The sequence below is a fragment of the Phyllobacterium zundukense genome, from assembly GCF_002764115.1.
GTDB classification, from domain to species: Bacteria; Pseudomonadota; Alphaproteobacteria; order Rhizobiales; family Rhizobiaceae; genus Phyllobacterium; species Phyllobacterium zundukense.
In genome coordinates this window covers 2,225,664-2,246,597 of the sequence record NZ_CP017940.1, presented here as the reverse complement: position 1 = coordinate 2,246,597, position 20,934 = coordinate 2,225,664, and the positions used below count along the sequence as shown (strand labels likewise).

General features: G+C 57.4%; 22 protein-coding genes, 2 tRNA genes and 1 pseudogene. 13 read left to right on the top strand and 12 right to left on the bottom strand.

All coding sequences use genetic code 11. The annotated features are described in order from the left end of the window. Position 1: 1 nt before the first annotated feature. The gene (locus BLM14_RS11295) at positions 2-649 is read right to left on the bottom strand and encodes a glutathione S-transferase family protein (RefSeq protein ID WP_099999447.1); all 648 of its coding nucleotides are present in this window, start codon (positions 647-649) and stop codon (positions 2-4) included. Between the two features lie 161 nt (positions 650-810). On the opposite strand from BLM14_RS11295, the gene BLM14_RS11290 reads away from it, so the two are divergent. After that, positions 811-2,970 (top strand): molybdopterin oxidoreductase family protein, encoded by a 2,160-nt coding sequence (locus BLM14_RS11290; RefSeq protein WP_099999446.1) that lies wholly within the window; start codon positions 811-813, stop codon positions 2,968-2,970. Positions 2,971-3,069: 99 nt separating this feature from the next. Here BLM14_RS11290 and purN read toward each other — a convergent pair whose 3' ends face one another. Both purN and purM read right to left on the bottom strand, forming a co-directional pair. Further along, positions 3,070-3,633: a phosphoribosylglycinamide formyltransferase gene (gene purN / locus BLM14_RS11285; RefSeq protein ID WP_100001223.1), complete on the bottom strand. Its 564-nt coding sequence runs from the start codon at positions 3,631-3,633 to the stop codon at positions 3,070-3,072. Positions 3,634-3,689: 56 nt separating this feature from the next. Further along, on the bottom strand, positions 3,690-4,775 hold the full coding sequence (purM, locus tag BLM14_RS11280; protein ID WP_099999445.1) for a phosphoribosylformylglycinamidine cyclo-ligase: 1,086 nt from the start codon (positions 4,773-4,775) through the stop codon (positions 3,690-3,692). 179 nt (positions 4,776-4,954) lie between these two features. On the opposite strand from purM, the gene BLM14_RS11275 reads away from it, so the two are divergent. The 6 genes from BLM14_RS11275 to BLM14_RS11250 all read left to right on the top strand — a co-directional run bounded on the left by BLM14_RS11275 (position 4,955) and on the right by BLM14_RS11250 (position 8,127). Continuing rightward, complete coding sequence (locus BLM14_RS11275) at positions 4,955-5,503, top strand: CDP-alcohol phosphatidyltransferase family protein (protein ID WP_099999444.1); 549 nt, start codon at positions 4,955-4,957, stop codon at positions 5,501-5,503. Next, positions 5,484-6,686: an AI-2E family transporter gene (locus tag BLM14_RS11270; protein ID WP_162293150.1), complete on the top strand. Its 1,203-nt coding sequence runs from the start codon at positions 5,484-5,486 to the stop codon at positions 6,684-6,686. Before BLM14_RS11275 ends, BLM14_RS11270 begins: the two co-directional genes overlap by 20 nt. A 21-nt stretch (positions 6,687-6,707) precedes the next feature. Beyond that, entirely contained in the window at positions 6,708-7,412 is a 705-nt protein-coding gene (gene hdaA, locus BLM14_RS11265) for a DnaA regulatory inactivator HdaA (protein WP_204252018.1), read from the top strand. A 125-nt stretch (positions 7,413-7,537) separates the two neighbouring features. Beyond that, a tRNA-Pro gene (locus BLM14_RS11260) sits at positions 7,538-7,614 on the top strand. 74 nt (positions 7,615-7,688) lie between these two features. Beyond that, a complete protein-coding gene (locus BLM14_RS11255; protein WP_099999442.1) occupies positions 7,689-7,994 on the top strand; it encodes an ETC complex I subunit in 306 nt (101 codons plus the stop codon). 56 nt (positions 7,995-8,050) lie between these two features. After that, positions 8,051-8,127: transfer RNA gene (locus tag BLM14_RS11250), tRNA-Arg, on the top strand. 209 nt (positions 8,128-8,336) lie between these two features. Here the strand turns inward: BLM14_RS11250 and BLM14_RS11245 are convergent. Then, a pseudogene (locus tag BLM14_RS11245) lies at positions 8,337-10,469 on the bottom strand (adenylate/guanylate cyclase domain-containing protein). A 306-nt stretch (positions 10,470-10,775) separates the two neighbouring features. Between BLM14_RS11245 and BLM14_RS11240 the strand changes: the two are divergent. Then, positions 10,776-11,558: an alpha/beta fold hydrolase gene (locus BLM14_RS11240; protein WP_237143334.1), complete on the top strand. Its 783-nt coding sequence runs from the start codon at positions 10,776-10,778 to the stop codon at positions 11,556-11,558. A gap of 555 nt (positions 11,559-12,113) precedes the next feature. On the opposite strand, the gene BLM14_RS31775 is transcribed toward BLM14_RS11240, so the two are convergent. Then, entirely contained in the window at positions 12,114-12,317 is a 204-nt protein-coding gene (locus BLM14_RS31775) for a hypothetical protein (protein ID WP_099999441.1), read from the bottom strand. A gap of 59 nt (positions 12,318-12,376) precedes the next feature. On the opposite strand from BLM14_RS31775, the gene BLM14_RS11230 reads away from it, so the two are divergent. Next, positions 12,377-12,565 (top strand): hypothetical protein, encoded by a 189-nt coding sequence (locus BLM14_RS11230; RefSeq protein WP_099999440.1) that lies wholly within the window; start codon positions 12,377-12,379, stop codon positions 12,563-12,565. A 228-nt stretch (positions 12,566-12,793) separates the two neighbouring features. Continuing rightward, complete coding sequence (locus tag BLM14_RS11225) at positions 12,794-13,078, top strand: hypothetical protein (RefSeq protein ID WP_133123840.1); 285 nt, start codon at positions 12,794-12,796, stop codon at positions 13,076-13,078. Positions 13,079-13,188: 110 nt separating this feature from the next. On the opposite strand, the gene BLM14_RS31035 is transcribed toward BLM14_RS11225, so the two are convergent. Then, complete coding sequence (locus BLM14_RS31035) at positions 13,189-13,392, bottom strand: hypothetical protein (protein ID WP_133123841.1); 204 nt, start codon at positions 13,390-13,392, stop codon at positions 13,189-13,191. Between the two features lie 315 nt (positions 13,393-13,707). Here BLM14_RS31035 and BLM14_RS11220 point away from each other — a divergent pair, with 315 nt between their 5' ends. Continuing rightward, a complete protein-coding gene (locus tag BLM14_RS11220; RefSeq protein ID WP_099999438.1) occupies positions 13,708-14,025 on the top strand; it encodes a PepSY domain-containing protein in 318 nt (105 codons plus the stop codon). A 66-nt stretch (positions 14,026-14,091) separates the two neighbouring features. On the opposite strand, the gene BLM14_RS11215 is transcribed toward BLM14_RS11220, so the two are convergent. Both BLM14_RS11215 and BLM14_RS11210 read right to left on the bottom strand, forming a co-directional pair. After that, positions 14,092-14,727 carry a LysE family translocator gene (locus BLM14_RS11215; protein WP_099999437.1) on the bottom strand — a complete coding sequence of 212 codons (636 nt, stop codon included), beginning with the start codon at positions 14,725-14,727 and terminating at the stop codon, positions 14,092-14,094. Positions 14,728-14,860: 133 nt separating this feature from the next. Continuing rightward, a complete protein-coding gene (locus BLM14_RS11210) occupies positions 14,861-15,760 on the bottom strand; it encodes a LysR family transcriptional regulator (RefSeq protein ID WP_099999436.1) in 900 nt (299 codons plus the stop codon). Between the two features lie 184 nt (positions 15,761-15,944). On the opposite strand from BLM14_RS11210, the gene BLM14_RS11205 reads away from it, so the two are divergent. Further along, complete coding sequence (locus tag BLM14_RS11205) at positions 15,945-16,931, top strand: MlaD family protein (RefSeq protein ID WP_099999435.1); 987 nt, start codon at positions 15,945-15,947, stop codon at positions 16,929-16,931. Between the two features lie 1,195 nt (positions 16,932-18,126). On the opposite strand, the gene BLM14_RS11200 is transcribed toward BLM14_RS11205, so the two are convergent. Next, positions 18,127-18,612, bottom strand: a complete 486-nt coding sequence (locus BLM14_RS11200; RefSeq protein ID WP_204251953.1) for a hypothetical protein — start codon at positions 18,610-18,612, stop codon at positions 18,127-18,129. A gap of 152 nt (positions 18,613-18,764) precedes the next feature. Then, positions 18,765-19,088: a hypothetical protein gene (locus BLM14_RS11195; RefSeq protein ID WP_099999433.1), complete on the bottom strand. Its 324-nt coding sequence runs from the start codon at positions 19,086-19,088 to the stop codon at positions 18,765-18,767. Positions 19,089-19,666: 578 nt separating this feature from the next. On the opposite strand from BLM14_RS11195, the gene BLM14_RS11185 reads away from it, so the two are divergent. Then, entirely contained in the window at positions 19,667-20,005 is a 339-nt protein-coding gene (locus BLM14_RS11185) for a BRA0787 family protein (protein ID WP_099999431.1), read from the top strand. A gap of 67 nt (positions 20,006-20,072) precedes the next feature. On the opposite strand, the gene copM is transcribed toward BLM14_RS11185, so the two are convergent. Continuing rightward, a complete protein-coding gene (gene copM, locus BLM14_RS11180; RefSeq protein WP_099999430.1) occupies positions 20,073-20,456 on the bottom strand; it encodes a CopM family metallochaperone in 384 nt (127 codons plus the stop codon). Between the two features lie 83 nt (positions 20,457-20,539). Next, entirely contained in the window at positions 20,540-20,893 is a 354-nt protein-coding gene (locus BLM14_RS11175) for a hypothetical protein (protein ID WP_099999429.1), read from the bottom strand. Between the last annotated feature and the right edge of the window lie 41 nt (positions 20,894-20,934).

Sequence of the window (20,934 nt, the reverse complement as noted above, 5' to 3'; positions counted from 1 at the left end):
TCTATTCTGGCCGCAAGTGAAAATACGGCTGCGCTTCTTCGATAGCGCGAGCGAAAGAGGGGCGGTTCATCAGCCGGTCCAGATAACGTGACACATTGGAATGTTCGGCTCCGAGCGGTACCGACAAATTGGCATAGAACAGCGCAGGTGAGGCTGCACAGTCCGCCATCGTGTAATGATCGCCTGTCGCCCAAGTCCTGTTCACAATTTCTTTTTCCAGGATGCCGTAGGCAACCCCCAGCTTCTTCTTGCACTCTTCGACGCCAAAAGTGTCATTCTGGCCTTCCGGGCGGAAATTGTCGGTGACGATCTTCTGCATCGGTACCTGCACGTGCAGGTCGAAGAAGCGGTCGAGCTGACGTGCCCGAAACGCCAATTCGGGATCCGCGGGCAGCAACTGCACTTTTCCCGGATAATGCTGGTCCAGATACTCGATGATCAGGCTTGATTCAGGAATGGTCTTGCCGCGCGCTTCGTCGCGAAGCACCGGAAATTGCCGGATCGGCCATATTTCGGTGAAGCTGGCGCTCGCGGCCGGATCCATGAAATCGACGACGCTTTTCTCGAAGGGCAGGTCTTTCTCATAGAGCGCAGTCAGCACCTTTTGGCAGAAGGAGGACAGCGGGTGAAAATACAGTTTGAGTGACATGGCGGCTCCTCCGATTCTTTTGCAACGTTTGTCAGTACGATACTAAAGTAATCACTTAACTATCAAGATGCGAAGGCTACGTCAAGAGCTGCGGGCACAAGCTTGTCACCAAGACAAAAAGCAGCATTTGTGGCTGCCAGAATTTGCGCTATGGATAGACGATGAACAAAGCTGTCCTTCTCCACACCGGCCATTCGGCCTGTCCCCACGATTGCCCGTCCACCTGCGCGCTCGACGTGGAAGTCCTCGATACGAGCCATATCGGGCGTGTGCGCGGCGCCAAGGAAAACAGCTACACGGCTGGCGTCATTTGCGCCAAGGTCGCCCGCTATGCCGAGCGCATTCACCATCCGGAACGGCTGCTGAAGCCGGTCATTCGCGGCGGTGCAAAAGGCGAAGGCATCTGGAAAGACGCGAGCTGGGAAGCAGCCCTTGACCTGATCGCCGAGCGGTTCCTGAGGGCGGAGGCCGAATACGGCTCCGAGAGTATTTGGCCCTATTACTATGCGGGCACAATGGGCCTTGTGCAGCGCGATTCCATTCATCGGCTGCGCCACGCCAAGAAATATTCAAACCAGTTCGACAGCATTTGCACGAACCTCGCCTGGTCCGGTTTCTTCGCAGGCACCGGCAAGCTCGGCGGCGTCGATCCGCGTGAAATGGCCAAGTCCGACTGCGTCGTCATCTGGGGCACCAATGCCGCGGCGACACAGGTCAACGTCATGACCCATGCGGTGCGCGCCCGCAAGGATCGTGGCGCCAAGATCGTCGCCATCGATATCTACGAGACTGCCACTGTCCGGCAGGCGGATCTTGGGCTGGTGCTCAAGCCCGGTACCGATGGCGCGTTTGCCTGCGCGGTCATGCATGTCCTGTTCCGCGATGGCCTTGCCGATTGGGATTATCTGAACAGCCATACCGACGATCCGAAGGGACTGGAACAGCATCTGAAGGATCGCACGCCGGAATGGGCTGCGGCGATCACCGGCCTGTCCGTTGCAGAAATCGAAGAATTTGCCCGCCTGGTCGGCACGACCAAGAAGACATTTTTCCGTCTCGGCTATGGTTTCGCGCGCCAGCGCAATGGCGCGGTGAATATGCATGCCGCCCTGTGCATTCCTGCTGTCACAGGCGCCTGGAAATATGAGGGTGGCGGCGGGTTTCATTCGAATTCCGGCATTTTCCGTATGGACAAGCGGGAGATCGAGGGCCGGGCATTCGCCGATCCATCTGTCCGCCATATCGACCAGTGCAAGATTGGTGCGGCACTCACAGGCGATCCGGCTGCGCTGTATGGCGGCCCACCGGTCATGGCCATGCTGGTGCAGAACACCAATCCCGCCAACGTTGCGCCGGAACAACGCCTGGTGAAACAGGGCATGCTGCGCGAAGACCTGTTCATGGCCGTGCACGAGCAGTTCATGACCGATACCGCGAAGCTCGCCGATGTCGTCCTGCCGGCCACCATGTTCATGGAGCATGACGATATTTATCGTGGCGGCGGCCAGCAGCATATCGTCCTCGGACCGAAGTTGATCGATGGTCCCGGCGAAACGCAGCCGAACCTCTACGTCATCAATGAATTGGCGAAACGCCTCGGCGTCGACGATCTTCCTGGCTTCGACCTCGATGCCAGGACGCTGATCGACAACATGATGGCCGCCAGCAATCTGCCCGGTTTCGATGCGCTGAAAGAAGCGCGCTGGCTCGATATCCAGCCCGACTTTGAAACCGCGCATTATGAAAAGGGCTTCAGCTGGCCCGACGGCAAGTTCCGCTTCAAGCCGGACTGGACGGGCGGACCCTCGCCGAACCGTCCGCCGCAATCCATGGGTTTACAGGGACCATACGAGGCCCTGCCACAATGGCCGGACTACTGGCAGGCGATCGAGGTTGCGGATGAGAAGCATCCATTCCGCCTTGCGACATCGCCTGCGCACAACTTCCTCAACTCGACCTTCTCCGAGACCCCTACATCGGTAGTCAAGGAACGGCGCCCCGAACTGCTGATCCATCCGGATGATGCGGCCGAGCTTGGTATTGAAGACGGCGCGCGCGTCGAGATAGGCAATGATCGCGGCGAGGTCGTGGTGCATGCACGTGTGCAGGCTGTGACCAAGCGCGCCGTGGTCATTTCCGAAGGCATCTTTGCAAATTCAGCCTTCGAGCGCGGCGAGGGCATCAATGTCTTGACCGGTGCCGATTCTCCCGCACCCAATGGCGGCGCCGCCTTCCATGACAACAAGGTCTGGGTGAGGCTGGCGGCGGATCCCGCACTTATCTCCCCCCTTGTGGGGGAGAAAGCGATTTCAGCATCTTAGCCTCTTGGCTAAGTGCTAGAAATCGCAAGAGAGGGGATTTGCTTCACTGAACTACCCCCTTTTGGAGTTTCCAGACGCGGCTTAGGCACGGCCAACGCATCAATCGCTGAAAACCGTCCGACCATCCTTCATCGCCGCCTGGCCGGTTGCCACCATTGCCAGCGCGCGGGCATAGGTCTCGTGCTCAACCGACAAAACCCGTTCGGCAAGCGTGTCGGGGGTATCGCCGGTCCTCACTGGTACGGCCGTCTGCGCGATGATAGGGCCTTCATCCATGCCGGCGGTCACGAAATGCACCGTGCAGCCATGCACGCGCACGCCGGCCTCGAGCGCCTGTTCATGTGTGTGAAGGCCCCTGAACAGTGGCAGCAGGGAAGGGTGGATATTGATCATCCGGCCTTCCCATTCACGCACGAATTCCGGCGAGATGATGCGCATATAGCCTGCAAGGCAGATGATGTCGGCTTTTGCCGCCTGCAGTGCCGCGGAAACCGCCGCTTCATGCGCCTGTTTGGAGGGATAGTCGCGATGCGCAATGGCATGGGCCGTAATGCCCTGCGCCCGCGCCGTATCAAGTCCACCGGCATCCGCCTTGTTGGCGATGACCGCAACGATCTCTGCCGGATAGTCGGCCGCTTTCGCCGCTTCGATCAGCGCGCTCATATTGGAGCCGCGCCCAGATATGAGGACGGCGACGCGCTTCTTCGGCGTTCCGCTGCTCACAGCGCCAGCGTGCCCTGATAGGCGACACCCGCATCACTGCGCCCAACCATCGTGCCGAGGCGCACGGCCTCTTCACCCTGTGCTTTCAACGCTTCGAGCACTGCATCGACATTTTCCGGTGCAACCACGGCAATCATGCCGATGCCGCAGTTGAACGTCCGCAGCATTTCATCCCGTTCGACACCGCCGGTTTTTGCCAGCCAGGAAAACACCGGCGGAACCTTGATGGCCGAAAGATCGATGCTCGCCGTCAAGTCCTTCGGCAGCACGCGGGGAATATTGTCGGGGAAACCGCCGCCGGTAATGTGCGCAAGCGCCTTGATCGCCTTGGTTGCGCGGATTGCGGCAAGCAGCGGCTTCACATAGATGCGTGTCGGCGTCAGCAGGGCCTGCCCGAGTGTCGTGCCGGATTTGAACGGCGCATCTGCATCCCAGCCAAGGCCGGAGAGTTCGACAATACGCCGTACCAGGGAAAAGCCGTTGGAATGAACGCCGGAGGAGGCGAGGCCGAGAATGACGTCGCCCTCGGCGATATCGCCGGAGGGGAGCAGCTGGTTGCGCTCGGCCGCGCCCACCGCAAATCCGGCGAGGTCATAATCGCCATCGCGGTACATGCCGGGCATTTCCGCCGTTTCGCCGCCGATCAGTGCGCAACCGGCCTGCAGGCAGCCTTCGGCGATACCGCTGACGATGGCCGCGCCCTGATCAGGGTCCAATTTGCCGATGGCAAAATAGTCGAGGAAGAACAGCGGCTCAGCGCCCTGCACGACCAGGTCGTTGACGCACATGGCGACGAGATCGATACCGACCGTATCGTGCACGCCGGCATCGATGGCGATTTTAAGTTTGGTACCGACGCCGTCATTGGCGGCGACGAGCACCGGATCGGTAAAGCCTGCAGCCTTCAGATCGAACAGGCCGCCGAAACCGCCAATCTCGCCATCGGCGCCCGGACGGCGCGTCGAGCGCACGATCGGCTTGATCTTTTCGACAAGCAGATTGCCGGCATCGATATCGACGCCAGCCTGTGCATAGGTGAGGCCATTCTTGCCACCTTTGGTGGGCTCGCTTTTCACGCTCATGATCTGCTCCGGGATTGTTGACCGCGAAATGGCACGACTCTGGCGCTGCTGCAAGGTCTGAGTCCCTGAAGGGCCGAGAAAACGCCACTTATCGACACTTTGCCGGCCGTTTGGGCTTGAGCAACGCATTCATTCTCTCCATTTAGGAAGGAGAGGCATGCACGAGGAAGCAGGAACGAGTGACCATTCCCAATTACATCACGATCTTTCGCTTCATTCTCGTCCCTTTCATCGTAATGGCCCTGTTATCCGGTTATGTCGGAGCCGCGCTGATCGGCTTTGTCGTCGCCGGCGTCTCGGATGGCGTCGATGGTTTCATCGCGCGGCGCTACGATCAGAGGTCCAAACTCGGCGCCTATCTCGATCCGATTGCAGACAAGCTCCTGCTCGTTTCGCTGTTCGTGGTCCTGGGCTTCCTCGAGCAATTGCCGGTCTGGCTGGTTGTCATCGTTGTTTCGCGCGATATCTTTATCATCGGTGCGGTCATCCTCGGAGCGGTGATGGGCAAACCGGTGGAGATGCGCCCGCTTATGGTGTCCAAGGCAAATACGGCGCTCCAGATCGTCCTCGTCGCCATTACCCTGGCGGATTTCGCCTTCGAATTTTCTCTCCCCGGCATCCGGACCATGCTCGTATGGGTGGTTGCCCTCTTGACCGCAGCTTCCGCGACTGCCTATCTCGTGGCGTGGACAAAACACATGGCAGGATATGAGCAAGAGCGAAAATAAGAGCGTGGGCACGGCCAAGCCTCAACCCGTACCGGTGGAGGTGATCCCGGAGCGGGACATCCATCTCGACGTGCAGGTCAGCACGCTCGCCACCAGCGTGCGCCGTCAGGCCGTATTCTGGACCGGGGCGATGGTGTTTCTTGCACTGTTTCTCTATATTTTTTCCTCGATCCTTCTGCCATTTGTGGCAGGACTCGTCCTCGCCTATTTCCTTGATCCGGTCGCCGACCGGCTTGAACGTCTTGGCCTGTCGCGGCTGCTGTCGACCGTTGTTATCCTGGTGCTGTTCATCGTAACCTTCGCACTGCTGCTGATCATCCTCGTGCCCGTACTCGCGTCGCAAATGAGCGATCTCATCGCGCGCCTGCCGACCTATGTGACCATGCTCCAGGAACTGATCGCCAATCGTGACTCGCAATGGCTGAAGGATTTCATCGGTGTCGATGCCTCGGTGATCCGCAACAGCCTGGATTCGCTGCTTCAGCAGGGGGCGGGCTTTCTCACCACCTTGCTGCAATCGATCTGGAGTTCGGGCAAGACCCTGATCAATGTGGCGGCGCTCTTTGTCGTCACACCTGTCGTTGCCTTCTACATGTTGCTCGATTGGGACCGCATGGTTGCCAAGATCGACAATCTGGTTCCGCGCGAACATGTTGAAACCGTTCGTGTTATCGGCCGCGATATGAACAAGGCCATTGCCGGTTTCGTACGCGGGCAGGGTACTGTCTGCCTGTTGCTCGGCATCATCTATGCGGTCGGTCTGACCGTCGTTGGCCTCAACTTCGGATTGTTGATCGGGCTCTTCGCTGGTCTGATCAGCTTCATTCCCTATGTTGGTTCGCTGGTCGGCCTGGTTCTGGCGCTTGCCGTGGCGATCGTGCAGTTCTGGCCGGAATGGGGTCACATTGTCGGTGTGGCTATTGCCTTCGGTATCGGCCAGTTCATCGAAGGCAATATTCTCCAGCCGAAACTCGTGGGCTCCTCCGTCGGCCTGCACCCGGTCTGGCTGATGTTTGCGCTGTTCGCCTTCGGCTCGCTCCTCGGCTTCACCGGCATGCTCATCGCCGTGCCGACGGCCGCCGCAGTCGGCGTACTCGTCCGCTTTGTCATCGGCCGTTACCAGCAATCCCCGCTCTACACAGGCGAGTACCGCAAAAGCGAGAAGACCAAAGAAATCAGATGACAGTCCGGCGTTGCTGGCTGTATCTCATCGCGCATGACCGACGCTTTTACACCGCGACAGCTGCCGCTCGATCTTGGCCACGAGCCGGGTTATTCCCGCGACGACCTGATCGTGTCCGCATCCAACATGGCGGCGGTTGATATTGTCGATCGCTGGCCGGGCTGGATATCTCCGGTCGTCGTGCTGGCCGGGCCGACAGGCTCCGGAAAAACCCATCTCGCCGCGGTCTGGAAGGCCGAATCCGACGCCATCGTCATCGGTGCGCAGAATATCGGCGCCGTATCGGGCGAAACGGGTCCGTTCCTGATCGACGATATCGGCAGCGGGCAGCTCGACGAGGCCGGCCTGTTCCATCTGATCAACAGCGTGCGGCAGAGCGGGTCCAGCCTGCTGATGACCTCGCGCAAGTGGCCGGCAAACTGGCCGGTCACCCTGCCGGATCTCGCCTCTCGCCTGAAGGCTGCAACGACGGTGGAAATCGGCGAGCCGGACGACATGCTGCTGTCGGGCGTGCTCTACAAGCTTTTTGCCGACCGGCAGATCGCCGTGGACCCTAACGTCATCAGCTTTCTGGTTAGCCATATCGAGCGCTCGCTTTCGACCGCCAACCGCATCGTCGAACGATTGGACCGGGCGGCGCTCGAAAGGAAATCGAAGATCACGCGCGCGCTTGCTGCCAGCGTTGTTACTGCAATCGACGAAGGGCAGGCGGCGTTTGATCTGTGAAGCGCATCGGAAACGGGAAGGTTCGCCTGCGACGTTCTGTCTCCACCGACTTTTTATTGGTGTACGGTGATTTATAGCTTGCTTCTCGGCGCCGGAAACACTAGTCAGGCAACCGTTGAAGAACACGGAGCGTAGCGCAGCCTGGTAGCGCATCTGGTTTGGGACCAGAGGGTCGCAGGTTCGAATCCTGCCGCTCCGACCACTTCAAGCAAGATGCTGCTGGAGTTCGTCAAAAGCCTGTAATATATCGGAATTGCAGACAAAGGGATTTCTTCGATGGCAGCACGTATCTACCGCCCAGCAAAAACCGCAATGCAGTCCGGCAAGGCCAAGACCGATACCTGGACGCTCGAATTCGAGCCGGAACAGCCGCGCAAGGTTGAACCGCTGATGGGCTATACCTCGTCGCGCGACATGAAGAGCCAGATTCGCCTGACTTTCGAGACGAAGGAAGAGGCGATCGCCTATGCGCTGAAAAACGGCATTGCCTATAGCGTGCAGGAGCCCAAGGAAACGCGCCGGCGCGTGGTGTCCTATTCGGAAAACTTCCGTTTCGACCGCAAGCAGCCCTGGACGCATTGATTTTTACTGAATTTTGCGATTTTCCGGCGAGGATTGGTTCCGCCGGAACACAAATTGGTCCCGTAGCTCAGCTGGATAGAGCACCGGCCTTCTAAGCCGACGGTCGCTGGTTCGAATCCAGCCGGGATCGCCACCTTTTCAATAACTTAGCGCTGGTGGAATCGAGAAGTTTAGGCAAGCCTACGAGCGGAGTTTAGACTTTTCGGCCTCATTGTTCTGGTCGCGCATCCTGCGATGGCCAATTTTGCGGGCCTCGTCGGCTTGACGCACACTCTCCAAATCGACCGGCTGATACGCCTTGTGAATGGCATTGGCACTGGAAATGGTCGATCGATTTTCGTTCTACAATCTCAAGAGCCAAGCCTCCACTTTCCCCTTGCCTTTGACTTCGATAGCGCCGCGCGTCTCGAAGACGAACTGGCCCTTAAGCTGGTCGTAGACCGGGCGCGTCACCTGAATGGAGTCGGGGATTCCACCTGATTCCATCCGACTCGCGAGGTTCACCGTGTCGCCCCATAGATCGTAGATGTACTTGCTCTTGCCGATGACGCCGGCCACCACCGGCCCGCTGTTGATGCCCACCCTGAGCTTCATCGAGACGTTATGCTCCATGGCGTGCTCGCGGGTAATGTGGACCATGCGTATTGCCATGCGGACCATGCGCTCGGCGTGGTTGGCCACCGGCTCGGGCAGGCCACACACTGCCATATAGGCGTCGCCCACCGTCTTGATCTTTTCGATCCCGAGATCGTTGGCGGCGATATCGAAGCGCGTGAACAGTCCGTTCAGAAACGTCACGACCTCGTGCGGCGGCATCTCCGATGTCAGCGCCGTGAAGCCGACCAGGTCTGCGAAGGCGACCGTTACTTCGGCAAAGCCGTCGGCGATTGCTTCCTCGCCACCGCGCAGCCGGTTAGCGATAGGTGCCGGCAGGACGTTGAGCAGTAGCTCTTCGTTCTCCCGGTTTTTGTTCTCGATCACGGCATTCTTCTGACTGAGATCCTCGACCATGCCGTTGAAAGCTAAGCAGAGCTGGCCAATCTCGTCGCGCGTGCGGACCGGCACGCTGGTCCCGTAATCGCCGGCAGCGAAGCGTTTTACTCCTGCAGTGAGCTCGCGCAGCGGTCCGAGCAGCGCGCGCGAAAGCCACGCGGCGGTGGCGGCGACTACCAGCAGCGCCAAGCCGCCAACGAGCAGCAGATCCCGGCGAAGCCGGTCGATCGGCGCGAGGGCCTCGGCGCTGTCGATCTTGGCGACGAGGGCCCACTTGACGCCCGGAATCGCCAGCGGTCCCCACGAAGCGAGCGTCGGGACGCCACGGTAGCCGATGATCTCGCCCGTGCCCTCGACACCGGCAAGCGCAGCCCGGGTGGCCTTGGTGTCGATTCGCTGATGCAGCACAGGCGTCCCGTAACGGCCGATGGCGGCGATCTCCTCGTTCGAGGCACCGACGGATTTGAGCTCAGCGAAGTAGTCGTCCCGATTCTCGTAGAACGCCCGCGGACCCGAGCGCACCAGATAATCGGGACCAACGAGATAGGCTTCACCAGTGTCGCCAAACCCTTCCTGTCGCCAGCGGCGACCGCCGGTGACGACGTTGTCGATCTCCTCGTTCGACAATTGCGCGATCAGCACGCCGATGACGACGCCCGCGTCAATCACCGGTGCTCCCATGAAGGCAATTGGTGCGCCGCCCGATGGCGCGTAAGAGGCGAAATCCTCCAGGCACACGGCCGACCGGTCGGGGGATGGGGCGCAGCGGGCAACGGCGGCGGCGACATTGGAGCGGCGGTAGGGACCGACTTGGAGGGAAGTCGTGAAATCGACTTCCTTCTCGACCGTGTAGATCAGGCGACCTGAGTTGGCGTCGGCCAGCATGAAATCGAAGAACCCGACCGTTGCGGCTGCAGCGCGCATCAGGGGATGATACACGGCGTGCAGCCTGCTGTAGTCGCTTCCGTCGCCCGCGTCGTCGAGAAGCTTGCGCCGCTCGGCCGGATGCGGATTGGCGACGATGTAGTGGTACTGCAGATAGTAGGGGGCGGCACCGACTGGCAGGTAATCTGCCAGTGCCGGCTCCTTACCAAGAATACGCGTCATTCCGGGGATAAAGTTCTCAGCATACTAGTTGCTGACCTTCTGCCGCAATTCGGGTGACGTGCCTCCCCGGTCGATCTGGTCGACTGCGATCCGGAACTCTCGCGTTGCATCGACCACCATCTTGGAGGTGGCAAGGAGGCGTAACTCGGCATGGATCGTGCGGAAGTAGGTTTCAACCTGACGCGCCTTGGCCTGGCGGGCGGCCGTGAGCTGGTCGAATACCGCTTTTTCGAGGGCGTCGCGGGCGCGGAAGTAACCGAGCACCCCGGTCACCAGGACCGCGATCGCGCCAAGCAGGACGAGGGTTGTAAACAGCTTGGCGGCTAAGCCCCACCGCCCGGGTCGGGATGAGCCGCTCACATCGGTCGAAGACATGAATCAACTCTAACCGACAGCGCGAAGTGCCTGGCAGATATCGCCGATGATGATGATCCGAACGTCGACACAACCCCCGCTGTTGAAGACCGTCCAATCCAGAACGTGTGATGGATGCTACTGCATTCGCAACCTGAGGGGTAGCGCAATCTTCGGGCCGGCGCAGGGGCCATTTTGACATCAGTTGGCCGCCAAAAGGCATCGACCGTCGTATGGTTACAGCTTCGGACCATTCTTGCTATTATTTCCCCACCGAATGTCGCGGCCACGAATTTATCTCAGTCGAAATCCAGAAAGGCAAACGTCATGAAACCAATGACCCGCCGAATGTTTACCGGAGCCCTTGCATGGAGTGCCGCCCTCAGCCTCCTTCCAAAGGGAGTGCTGGCAAATGATATCGTCAAGGCAACGAACGTCGTGCTTGTGCATGGCCTTTTCGCTGATGGTTCATGCTGGTCTGACGTGATTGGCCGCCTTCAGGCAACGGGGTTAAACGTGACCTCGGTACAGAACCCGCTGACGACGCTTCCGGAAGCGGTCGCCGCCGCCAAGCGCGTTCTTGACCGCCAGGAGGGGCCAACGGTTCTTGTCGGGCATTCTTTCTCCGGGATGATCGTCACGGAAGTTGGTGTGCATCCGAACGTCTCCTCGCTTGTCTACATTGCCGCCCGCGCTCCGGATGCCGGAGAAGACTACACTGCCCTCGCCAAGACCTATCCGACACCTCCAGCTACCGCCGGCATCGTATTCGACGGCGATGAGGGTCGACTGACCGAGCAAGCCTTCCTTCATGACTTCGCGGGCGACGTGGCTGAGAAGCAAGCCAAAATTCTCTATGCCGTACAGGCACCTTTCAACAAGGCGTTGCTGGCTGGCAAGACGACACAGGCCGCCTGGCGATCAAAGCCGAGCTTTTACGCAGTCTCCAAGAACGATCGTACCATCAATCCAGACCTTGAACGCTTCATGGCAAAACGCATGGGCGCTAAAACGATCGAGCTGGAGTCCAGCCACGTGTCGATGATCTCGCAACCAGAGGCCGTGGCGGCGCTCATCCTCGAGGCGGCGGGTATGGGCACGAAAGGTTGAGAGGGCCCCCACCCGCGGCCTAGACCGACTTAATTTCGGCTTCGCGGCCACAAGCAGCCATCATGATAAACTTGGCACAACGCATTCTGCCGGTCTCCACCGTGTTTGCCAGCGTTGCGTTGGCCATGATCTGTTAACGTCGCAAGCGCATCGCGGAGCGTTTGTTGGGCAAGCGATGGGACTCGCTCCGCTTCCAATTCCCCGTCATCAATTGCCGGTGTCAGATTGACCCGATGGTTGAACGAGTCCGGGGCGGTTCTGTCTAGTCTCGTCCCGCGATAAAAAGGCCAGTGCCGCTAGTAGAGCAAACATCACAACTAGGGCGGGGAGCATAACGGATTGCTGTGTCATCGAACACCTCCCGTGACTGTGCCAAGAACAGTCAAAACAGCGAATTGTTCCGCACAGAGATGGCCATCGCGTCGCTTTTTTAATGGGCTGTTTAAATGCGCTGCGTTCACATCATCGGCTTCAAGGGTGAGGGTTATTATTCAGCGGTAAAAGCTTCGGTCCACCGCATTTCGTCGATTGCGGTCGGGACTTGAGTCTAGTTGATTAAGCCGGTGAGGCGATGGCTAGAATGATAGCGATTGCCAGCAATAGCGGTCCCATCCATTTGAAATGAGTCACGAGGCTCGCAAGCCACGCATTCTTGTCACCTTGGTTGGGAGTTGGAAAAGATAGGTAGCGGAAGCCTACAGCTGTCATCCATAATCCGGCGCAAAACATAATGAATTCGTCGATGTAAGCCGCAAGCATGGTCGTTTTTCCCCCGTGTCAAAAGGTGATCCAACAGTGCCCCTAACAGGAAAGCAAGAGTGGCCTCCGGTCATTCACCCAACGGTGATATTTTTGCGATCAAACCTGCCGGCGTGAATGTCCTCGATGCGTTGCCAGAAGCAGAAGTTACTGCAATCGGAACCACGCGAGACAGCATCGCGTATTCGCAAAAGTGCAAGGGATCTTTAGGATTTGATCATTGGAAGCTGCTTCCACAAGGTCACTGAACCCACCCGCACATTTGTGCTATTTAGGATGGCTTTAACAACCCCGGAAACACCTGACGTTCCCTTGATGCTATCTGGCTTCCCCGTCAAATATCACAATCGGGGTTGTGCCGGCCCCCAAATGCAATGTAGTTTCCGCATTGGTATAGGCTGGCTTTTCATTGGAGCATTCGGAACAGATTTATGCCTGACTTTGGTATTAGGCTAATTAAATAGGGGATTCTCACCATGTCCGACGCGGTTTCAGGTTCATCCAATACTTCCAAAAATCTCTCCCGAGGCCGGATTTTACTATTTGTCATTCCGATGATGGTCCTCGCGGCATGCGCTTCTTCTGAGAAGAAGTGGGTCCATAGCGAAGATCCTGTCACACCTGCGGACAAGGATATGGCGCAATGTAAGTATCAAGCCGCCGGTTCAACCGCCGCCTTAGCCACTAACGCCTCTGCCAGAAGCAAGGAAGAGGCCAATCTTGTCAATGCATGCATGCAGGCAAAGGGCTATAAGCAATAACACGCAAGGCATGTGACGTTCTTCTAAGCGACGTGGAACCCGGAGCGATATCCAGCCGGGATCGCCACCTTCTCAATGGTTTGGATGGTTTGGCTCGGCGCAGCTGACGGCTATTCGACGACCGATTTGGTCGCGGCATGTTTTGCAGCCAAGAGCTCCACGCCACTCGGCTTGAATCGACCTTGAATGTCCAGGTAGGTCGAATAGACAACACCGGTCAGCAGCATAATCGCAACGCCGTAATCGCAGATCTTCACTAGGAATGAGCGAGAACGTCTCGCTTCATAATCGTAGTAGTCTCGAGTTCTTTTCATGGCCCCCACCACATTTTTTTGTTTTTACCCGATGGTCTAAATTACACTTGCGGGGAGTGGGCGGCAATTAATCGAAAGCTAATCCGTTAGAGTCGCTTGCCAGCGGTGAATCAGCGTTTCCGGGCTACGCAGACCGGCCGGATTGAAAACACATATGTATAGGCCGGATTGCACCTTTAAACGTCGCGGGCGTGCTTTCGCCACTTTTTGGATAAGTTTATATCCCATGCAGGGACGGGAACGCTATCGGGAATCAAACGTTGGTTCAGGAGCGTGGGGTATTTTGCGTACGATTTTGATCTTAAGGAGAATGTTATGTTGAAGAGATTGGTAGTTGTTGGAGCAGCGGCGCTGATGACCGTTGCGGCAGTGCCGCAAGGCTTCGCTCAATCGATCGTGATTGGCCCCGACGGCGTGCGGCTGCGTGAAGCAGCGCCAGAACGGGTAGAGCGCCGGTACTACGAAATTGGCGAACGGCAAGCCGTTCGCATCGCCAGAAGCGAAGGTGTTAGGGACGTCGACAACGTAAGGCGCACCCGGTCCAGATATGTCGTTGAAGGCATTGACCGCCGGGGTGATGACATCCGGGTCGATATCGACCGCCAGACAGGCGACGTGATTTCTGTCGATTGACCTTCGATCAACGATCCAGGATAGCCCGTCATTGCAAAATGGCGGGCTATTCTGTTTACAATCGCCTCATGAACTTGCACGCCGGTAAAATGCTAGGGAACCGGCAAGGGCGAGCAAGGCGCCGCCGCAACACCGGTCCAGCCAGAGTGCCCCTGTCTTCTTGAGCAGGCGCACAGCGCGTGAACCCAAAATGGCGTAGCCAAACATCACGGCAAAGTCGATCAGCGCAAAAGTGACGGCGAGGGCCAGGTACTGGGGAAACTGCGGCAGAGCCGGCACGACGAATTGCGGCAGAAACGCCGAGAAAAACAGGTATCCCTTCGGATTGGTAATGGCGACAAGAAAACTCTTGAGAAATGCCAGCCGTGCCGAAGGTGATGTGATGGCGCTTGCGTCTGGATGCACGACGTCGAGCGTGCCCTTGGACCGCAACAGCATAATACCCAGGAACGTCAGATAGCCGACGCCTATCCACTTGACGACGGAGAACCAGAATTCCGACGCCGCGAGAAGAGCACCAAGTCCCACCGCCACAGCGCCGATCAGCACAAAGTCTGAAAGAACCGCGCCGGCCATGCCGAAGCTAGCCGTTTTGATACCAAATCTCGAGCCATTCGTCAGCGCGAGCAGTACTGTCGGGCCGGGCGTGGCAATGCCAATGAACGAAACCAGTGCGAATGCGAGAATAGTCAGATGTGTCATGACTCGCTCCAAAGATCGGATAGGACAGCGCCAGAACCGCGCGGAAATCGGCTTGACCGGCGATAACTACCAATCTCTGTTTTTGGCCGCCAAGTCAAAGCTTCTCCACGTTCCGCGGCACCGAGCTTTCTGGTCAACTGTCCCAGTAGGCCGGACTGCCGAAGGCTTTCCGCAGATGGTCGGCAAGCGCCCGAAGCTTGGCCGAGGGCATGCGGCCTTCCGGATGGGCGATGAAGATATGCTCGACCTCCGCCTTGACGCCCACGTTTATAGCCTGCAACTGGCCCGATTTGAGTGCCATTCCAGCGATAAAGGTCGGCAAAAGGGCAATGCCGATGCCCGCAATGGCCGCATCCCGCATCATGTCGCCATTGTTGACCCGCAAGCCGATCCGTCCGCGCACCACGGCGGCTCCGGTTTCAGTGGCAAAACTCCAGTCCGCGGCGCCACGGTTGGCGTAGAATATGCCTTTGTGCCGGTCGAGTTCCTCAATCGTGGCCGGGATTCCGTGCCGGTCGAGATAGGCTGGCGAGGCCACCAGAACACGCTGGCTGGTGGCAAGGCGCCAGGTCATCAGCCGCGAATCGACAATGGAGCCATGCCGCACCACGGCGTCATAGCCGCCTGCGGCGACATCGACGCGGCGATCATCGAGATCGAGCGATAGTTCGATATCGGGGTGGGCCAGAAGAAACGGGTAGAGGGCAGGGCCGAGATGCATGCGCCCGAAGGTGACGGGCACCGAGATCCGCAATGGCCCGACCAGCATGCCGCGACGCTGCGCCATATCGGCGGCAGCTTCCTCGACATCACGCGTGATGCGCGAAGCACGTTCGAGAAATGCCGCGCCATCCTCCGTCAGACTAAGCTTGCGTGTCGTACGATGCAGGAGAACGGCGCCAATTTGCCGCTCAAGTTCTGCCAGCCGCTCGCTCACGATGGATTTCGACAGGCGCAAACGGCGGGCAGCTTCGCTGATGGACCCGGCTTCCGCCACTGCCACAAATGTAGAAATACCTTCAAGTTTCATCATTGTTCGATAATTCCGTATGCGACTTCACCCATTCCCAGACTAATCCGAACAACGTGCGAGCGCCATGCTCCGCTCTCATGTCCTGCGCGCTCCATGTGAACGGCGTTCGCCATTGATTTGCCGTGTCCTAAGGCGGTAATGAAGGGATTGTTGAACCCAGCCGCGGAGTCGCTCCAGAAAATCGATGGAAACCAAAGCCAATTATCTTCTTGTTGCGGTTTTCAGCCTGGTGGTGGGTCTCCTTGCGTTCGGTTTCTTTTACTGGATCGGCCGCTACGGAGATACCCGTGAGACCACGACGCTTGAGATCCGCGTTCCCGGTTCCGTCACTGGCCTGGCGGCCAAAAGTCCGGTTTTCTTCAACGGACTGAAGGTTGGCGAGGTCCGCCGGCTGTTCGTTGATTCGACCAACCCCGACGCCGTCATCGTCCAGACGGAGATCGACTTGACCACCCCCATCACGCGCTCGACAGTGGCGACACTGGCGTTCGAGCTGCTTGCGGGACAGGCGCGAATCGAGCTGACGGGCGGCAAGGCCTATGAGCCGAAATTGCTCGAGGAAGCCGAAAAGGAAGATACCATCGCGCGAATGGATATCGATCCGTCATCCTTGAAAACACTGGTACAGACCGCCCAGGACTGGATCGAGCGCGTCGACAAGGCGACAGCCGCCACGGAAAAATATCTGGAGGAAACGAGAGGGCCGTTCATCGACAGCATAAAGCAGGCCAAGACCTTCACCGATGGACTAGCGGACAGTACCGAACTGATCGACAAATATGGCCAGCAGGCGCAGAACGTCGAAGAGATCATGCATGATGCACGCGATGTCATATCGCGTGTGAATTCAGCGTCGGTAAAGGTCGACGAGACTCTTGCCAATGTCGACAAGCAGCTTTCTGACGCCAAGGACAGTACCGTAAGCGAGGTGCGCGCAAAACTGCAGTCCTATCAGCAACAGGCAAAGGAGCTGGATGTCCGGCTGGCTTCCATCATGAGCAATCTGAGCAGCCTGACCGGCGACAAGCTTCGCAATGTACAGAGAATCGTATCCCAGAGCCGTCGCACGGTTCAACGCATCGAACGCGGTGTCTCCGCAATCCAGGACGATCCGCGAAAGCTCATTTTTGGCGATGAGAACAACGTCCCGGAATATGACGGAAAACACTAGACCACGTTTTGTCTACAGAGCCTTGCTTGTGCTCGGCAATCCGTCCACATTATTCGGGACCCACCCTGCCGTCAGGAAGCGAAATACATTCCGACCAGATAACCTGCGGTGGACAGGACAATCATCACGATTGCCGGAGGCCAGTACAGATACGGCCTGAATTCGTTGTCGAATGCGAATGTACTTTCGTCACTCGATAGTGGAAACGATACTGCGACGGGGGTCTTCGCCCTCTTATTCAAGACAGTAAACGACACAACAAATCACCTTCCGAACTGACGGCCCAGGTATAGGACAACCGGTATGATGATGAGAAAGAGTATAAGATAACCCCATATCGAAGTTAGGTACGGCGTATAGTCATCTTTGTCTTTCTTGTCATCCTCCTCTTCCATTGGTGCCTCCCGCTTCTGCCAATGAAAACAGTGGTCAAGAGGACTTTGAGCCCAGTAAAGCAACGCGGCTCAGGTCGCATGAGGCCACAGGGATACATCTAAAACAACTCAACAATTCGAGCTATTTAGATAGCTCATCGTAACATAAATACATTATATCGAGGCGCGTCTCGACCGCAGGGGAGGATTATGGTTAGCGGGGCAGCCCGCCACCACTATCAGTGCGATGTTTTCGCTTGGTACACGAGGAGTACAATCGCGATGACGGCGAGAAGGATATCAAGATCACGCATAGCCGTAACCTCGTTTCCACTTCAATAGTTGGGCACGCAAACCGCTGGCATCCAGTGATGCGGCAATCCACGTCGCATTGCCTTGCCGGGGCTTTTCTTCATGGCAGACACGGGAGATCGATGCGATCGGCCCTTTGCCGATTACTTTGCATGCTCCTTGAATCTTCGATGCGTAAATCCGCCTTTGGCGCGCCTCAGAATATCCGAAAGCTTATTCGGGCTGGTTGTCTTCTTTGGCATTTCCGAGCGTACTTTTTGTAGTGTTTGCGTCGATGCGCAGCTTGCATTGTGGGGTGTATGCAGCGTCACCTCTTCCATTTTGCTTGTCACTCCCTTGAGAAGAACAAAGTACCGGTTAAAAGCCACCCAAACCGGCAAAATACGCCTGATTTTTTGCTTATTCAATAAGGACCAGCATCAACGCATCGAAATCAGCGTCTACCACGGTCAAGATGCCGTGAGATGGCGCAGATATTTGTTCCGGTCGCGTTCGCTGCTGGCTTCGTTTCAAGCAGCGAGGGGATAAAATCGCCGCAGGGAAAGAAACCCGGCGATGATGAACAGCACCAGGACAATGCTCTGTACGATGGCAAATGGCGGCTCCGACCCTGTTGGTGCCAGTGCGTTGAGCGCAGGTATTTTCTGGAACGACTGCACAACCAGCACGAACACGTTCAGGTGGAGCGACACGACGGCGCTCACCACATAGATCCAGCGCCAGGCTCCGGCGAGGCGGCAGACGTAAAGCGCTACAATTGCCGCGATAAGGAAGATCATTGATATGATGCCGACGCCGATGGCCGGTGTGAAGCCGGCGAACGGGAACAGAAAGCCGGTCACACTTGTACCAACGGTCGTTATCAGAAAGACCAGTGTCCAGCCTTCCTTCCGGTCTGACCCCAGTAGACCGGACAGAACAATCAGGCCAGAAACGATGCCGATAAGGCTTAAAATCACATGGAACAAGGTAAACGGCGTCATACCTAAGATCATGAACGTGCCCCCATTTGCATTCCGTCCAATTCTATTTGGAGTCGGAGCAACAACACGTAACAATCTTTGCATCGAGTTGTAAATCTGTCAGTGCAATGAGAAAATATGACTGTTCAAGTCAAAATTCTCGCCAAGAGCCAAGCTGAAATGCCCTAGGCGCACTTGCGGCGATCGATGGACCGGCTCATCGAATCAACCTGGCCTTGCAAGGCGCCGGCCTTCTTCTGATTGGCCGTGCGGTAGTCGGGCAGGAAAGGGCCGAAGCCGGTGATGACGTTCGGTTCCTGATACCCCTCGCCATTGGTAAGGCGGCTGATTTCCGCCATGGCCTGGTTGCGCTGCGCCACAAGTGTTGGGCACGCGACCGGGTCGTAGTTCAGGGAAGAGATCTTTTCGCTATCGAGCTGACCTTGAATATTACCGCAGCCTGCGAGCAGTGCGGAGAGTATGATCACCTGAAGGTGCCTTGTCGTCATGTGCCAATGTCCTCGATCGCGTCACGCATGAGACCGAGAATCGGAACCGATTTTCGGAAAGGATATGCATCAATTCAAAGTGTTGCTACTCCACTGCGCTTTCGTTTGGACGCGCGGCACTGCAACGGCACATGAATGGGCCAACGGCGCCGTTTTGGCAAGATGGACGGGAAAAATGTCGGTGGCGTCAGACATTGAAATGCGGTCCGGTTCAAAATATCGCAACAATACACCTGAGACCAGCTTGGCGGACACCGCATGTCAAATCAGTTAGGTGCAGAGTAATCCCTGCCATCGTCCGCCAGACTGCGTAGAAGTGATTGTTCGGCCGCATTTTTGATGTGCACCGTCAGCCTCTCAAATACCAAAAATATAGTATATTCAATATATTATTCAATTTTACGCAGTTATCGGTTGAACAATGAGGGGTAAATCCGGCGCGATAGCTCGATTTAATCAAATATCTCTAGTAAATTGGTATGGTATGGCAGTTAGGGCTTGCTGAAACTGCCTTTCCGCCCTTATGATTCTATTTCCGGGAGCCCCCGGCAGTGCAACACGAGAGTGAGGAGACAGGAATGCCTGGTTTGCTGCACCCACTTCATGACGGCCACGCGCCCATCATATTGCATAACGCCTTTCAGGATGCGATCGACGCCTTGGAGGACTGGGAACTCGGTAACGACGAACCTGTGATCGACGTCAATGAAAGGCAAGTCGCCATCAGCACCGTGTTCCGGCGGCTGTGGACCTGCACGGACATTCTCCCGTCGCGCACACTCGACGTTGTCGAGGATTTGTTGCCACTGCGTTCAGCCGAGTTCAAGGCTGGGACTTCGACCTATGCCGATGCTGCCTATAGTCTTTGGCAACTATGCCTGCAAAAGCGGGCAGCCAGCTACGAAATGCGTCAATAGGGCCTGAGTTCACGAGTTTTAACGATCACCCGCCGGCGCAAACCGGCGGGTGATTTTTTGCGCGGTATCAACCGCCGTTCTTGGCGAGCCAGGCTTTCATCTGTTTGATTTCGCCCTCCTGCGCCGCAATGATTCCCTCGGCCAGTTTGCGGATTTCCGCATCCTTGCCGTATTCGAGCTCGACCTTCGCCATATCGATCGCGCCTTGGTGATGAGCGATCATACCAAGCACAAAATCCTTGTCGGCCTTGCCCGTGAAGGCGATCGACATGTCCTTGTGCATCTTCGCATTGGCGGCGGCGAACGCCTTCGACGAAGCACTCTGGTCACCGGCCGGCATCGCCATCATGTCATGCTGCATGGTTTTGTGGGTGCTTTGGTCCTGTGCCAGTGCCGGTGAGGCGAGGACAATGGCGCAGATCAATGCTGCACTGTGAAATATTGCCTTCATTGGTGTGATCTTTCCATGGGCCAGTCAAAAGCGCACAGGCTGCGGCCCGCTCACCTGTGCGTCAGGACGATGGGAACATTCACTCAATGACGCGGAGGCCGGGGAAGCGGGGCATCGGCCCGTGCGACCAGCGGCAGTTCCTCGCCGCGTGGAACGATGATTTTGGGCTGTCCGATGACCAGTGCCGGAAGCGTCACTGCCGGAACGCCGATACAGGCTGCACATATCGCCGGATGCTGTTGCTTTTGCGGACAATGGTGCTGCCCGCCGGTGCAGCCGTTGGAACGATGAACATGCACTGGCCCCGACGAGGTGTCGGCCAGGGAAATGCTGTGCGAACCCATTTCCTCTGCCAGACGGCCGGGCGCTGCAAACACAGGTACCCAGCCGATACTGAGCGCAGTCAGAAGCACGAGGATTGCAGCGAGCCTGTTCATTCGGCTTTCATAGCAAGCGCAATGTCTGAAACGAAATCACT

What these genes read in the sequence shown, in the direction of transcription:
- BLM14_RS11290 (WP_099999446.1), top strand. Translation starts at nt 811, where the DNA reads ATGAACAAAGCTGTCCTTCTCCACACCGGCCATTCGGCCTGTCCCCAC.
- BLM14_RS11175 (WP_099999429.1), bottom strand. Translation starts at nt 20,893, where the DNA reads ATGAACAGGCTCGCTGCAATCCTCGTGCTTCTGACTGCGCTCAGTATC.
- BLM14_RS11255 (WP_099999442.1), top strand. Translation starts at nt 7,689, where the DNA reads ATGGCAGCACGTATCTACCGCCCAGCAAAAACCGCAATGCAGTCCGGC.
- copM (WP_099999430.1), bottom strand. Translation starts at nt 20,456, where the DNA reads ATGAAGGCAATATTTCACAGTGCAGCATTGATCTGCGCCATTGTCCTC.
- BLM14_RS11200 (WP_204251953.1), bottom strand. Translation starts at nt 18,612, where the DNA reads ATGATCTTAGGTATGACGCCGTTTACCTTGTTCCATGTGATTTTAAGC.
- BLM14_RS11210 (WP_099999436.1), bottom strand. Translation starts at nt 15,760, where the DNA reads ATGATGAAACTTGAAGGTATTTCTACATTTGTGGCAGTGGCGGAAGCC.
- BLM14_RS31775 (WP_099999441.1), bottom strand. Translation starts at nt 12,317, where the DNA reads ATGCTTGCGGCTTACATCGACGAATTCATTATGTTTTGCGCCGGATTA.
- BLM14_RS11270 (WP_162293150.1), top strand. Translation starts at nt 5,484, where the DNA reads ATGAGCAAGAGCGAAAATAAGAGCGTGGGCACGGCCAAGCCTCAACCC.
- BLM14_RS31035 (WP_133123841.1), bottom strand. Translation starts at nt 13,392, where the DNA reads ATGAAAAGAACTCGAGACTACTACGATTATGAAGCGAGACGTTCTCGC.
- purN (WP_100001223.1), bottom strand. Translation starts at nt 3,633, where the DNA reads ATGAGCGCGCTGATCGAAGCGGCGAAAGCGGCCGACTATCCGGCAGAG.
- BLM14_RS11205 (WP_099999435.1), top strand. Translation starts at nt 15,945, where the DNA reads ATGGAAACCAAAGCCAATTATCTTCTTGTTGCGGTTTTCAGCCTGGTG.
- BLM14_RS11215 (WP_099999437.1), bottom strand. Translation starts at nt 14,727, where the DNA reads ATGACACATCTGACTATTCTCGCATTCGCACTGGTTTCGTTCATTGGC.
- purM (WP_099999445.1), bottom strand. Translation starts at nt 4,775, where the DNA reads ATGAGCGTGAAAAGCGAGCCCACCAAAGGTGGCAAGAATGGCCTCACC.
- BLM14_RS11295 (WP_099999447.1), bottom strand. Translation starts at nt 649, where the DNA reads ATGTCACTCAAACTGTATTTTCACCCGCTGTCCTCCTTCTGCCAAAAG.
- BLM14_RS11220 (WP_099999438.1), top strand. Translation starts at nt 13,708, where the DNA reads ATGTTGAAGAGATTGGTAGTTGTTGGAGCAGCGGCGCTGATGACCGTT.
- BLM14_RS11225 (WP_133123840.1), top strand. Translation starts at nt 12,794, where the DNA reads ATGTCCGACGCGGTTTCAGGTTCATCCAATACTTCCAAAAATCTCTCC.
- BLM14_RS11240 (WP_237143334.1), top strand. Translation starts at nt 10,776, where the DNA reads ATGAAACCAATGACCCGCCGAATGTTTACCGGAGCCCTTGCATGGAGT.
- BLM14_RS11195 (WP_099999433.1), bottom strand. Translation starts at nt 19,088, where the DNA reads ATGACGACAAGGCACCTTCAGGTGATCATACTCTCCGCACTGCTCGCA.
- BLM14_RS11185 (WP_099999431.1), top strand. Translation starts at nt 19,667, where the DNA reads ATGCCTGGTTTGCTGCACCCACTTCATGACGGCCACGCGCCCATCATA.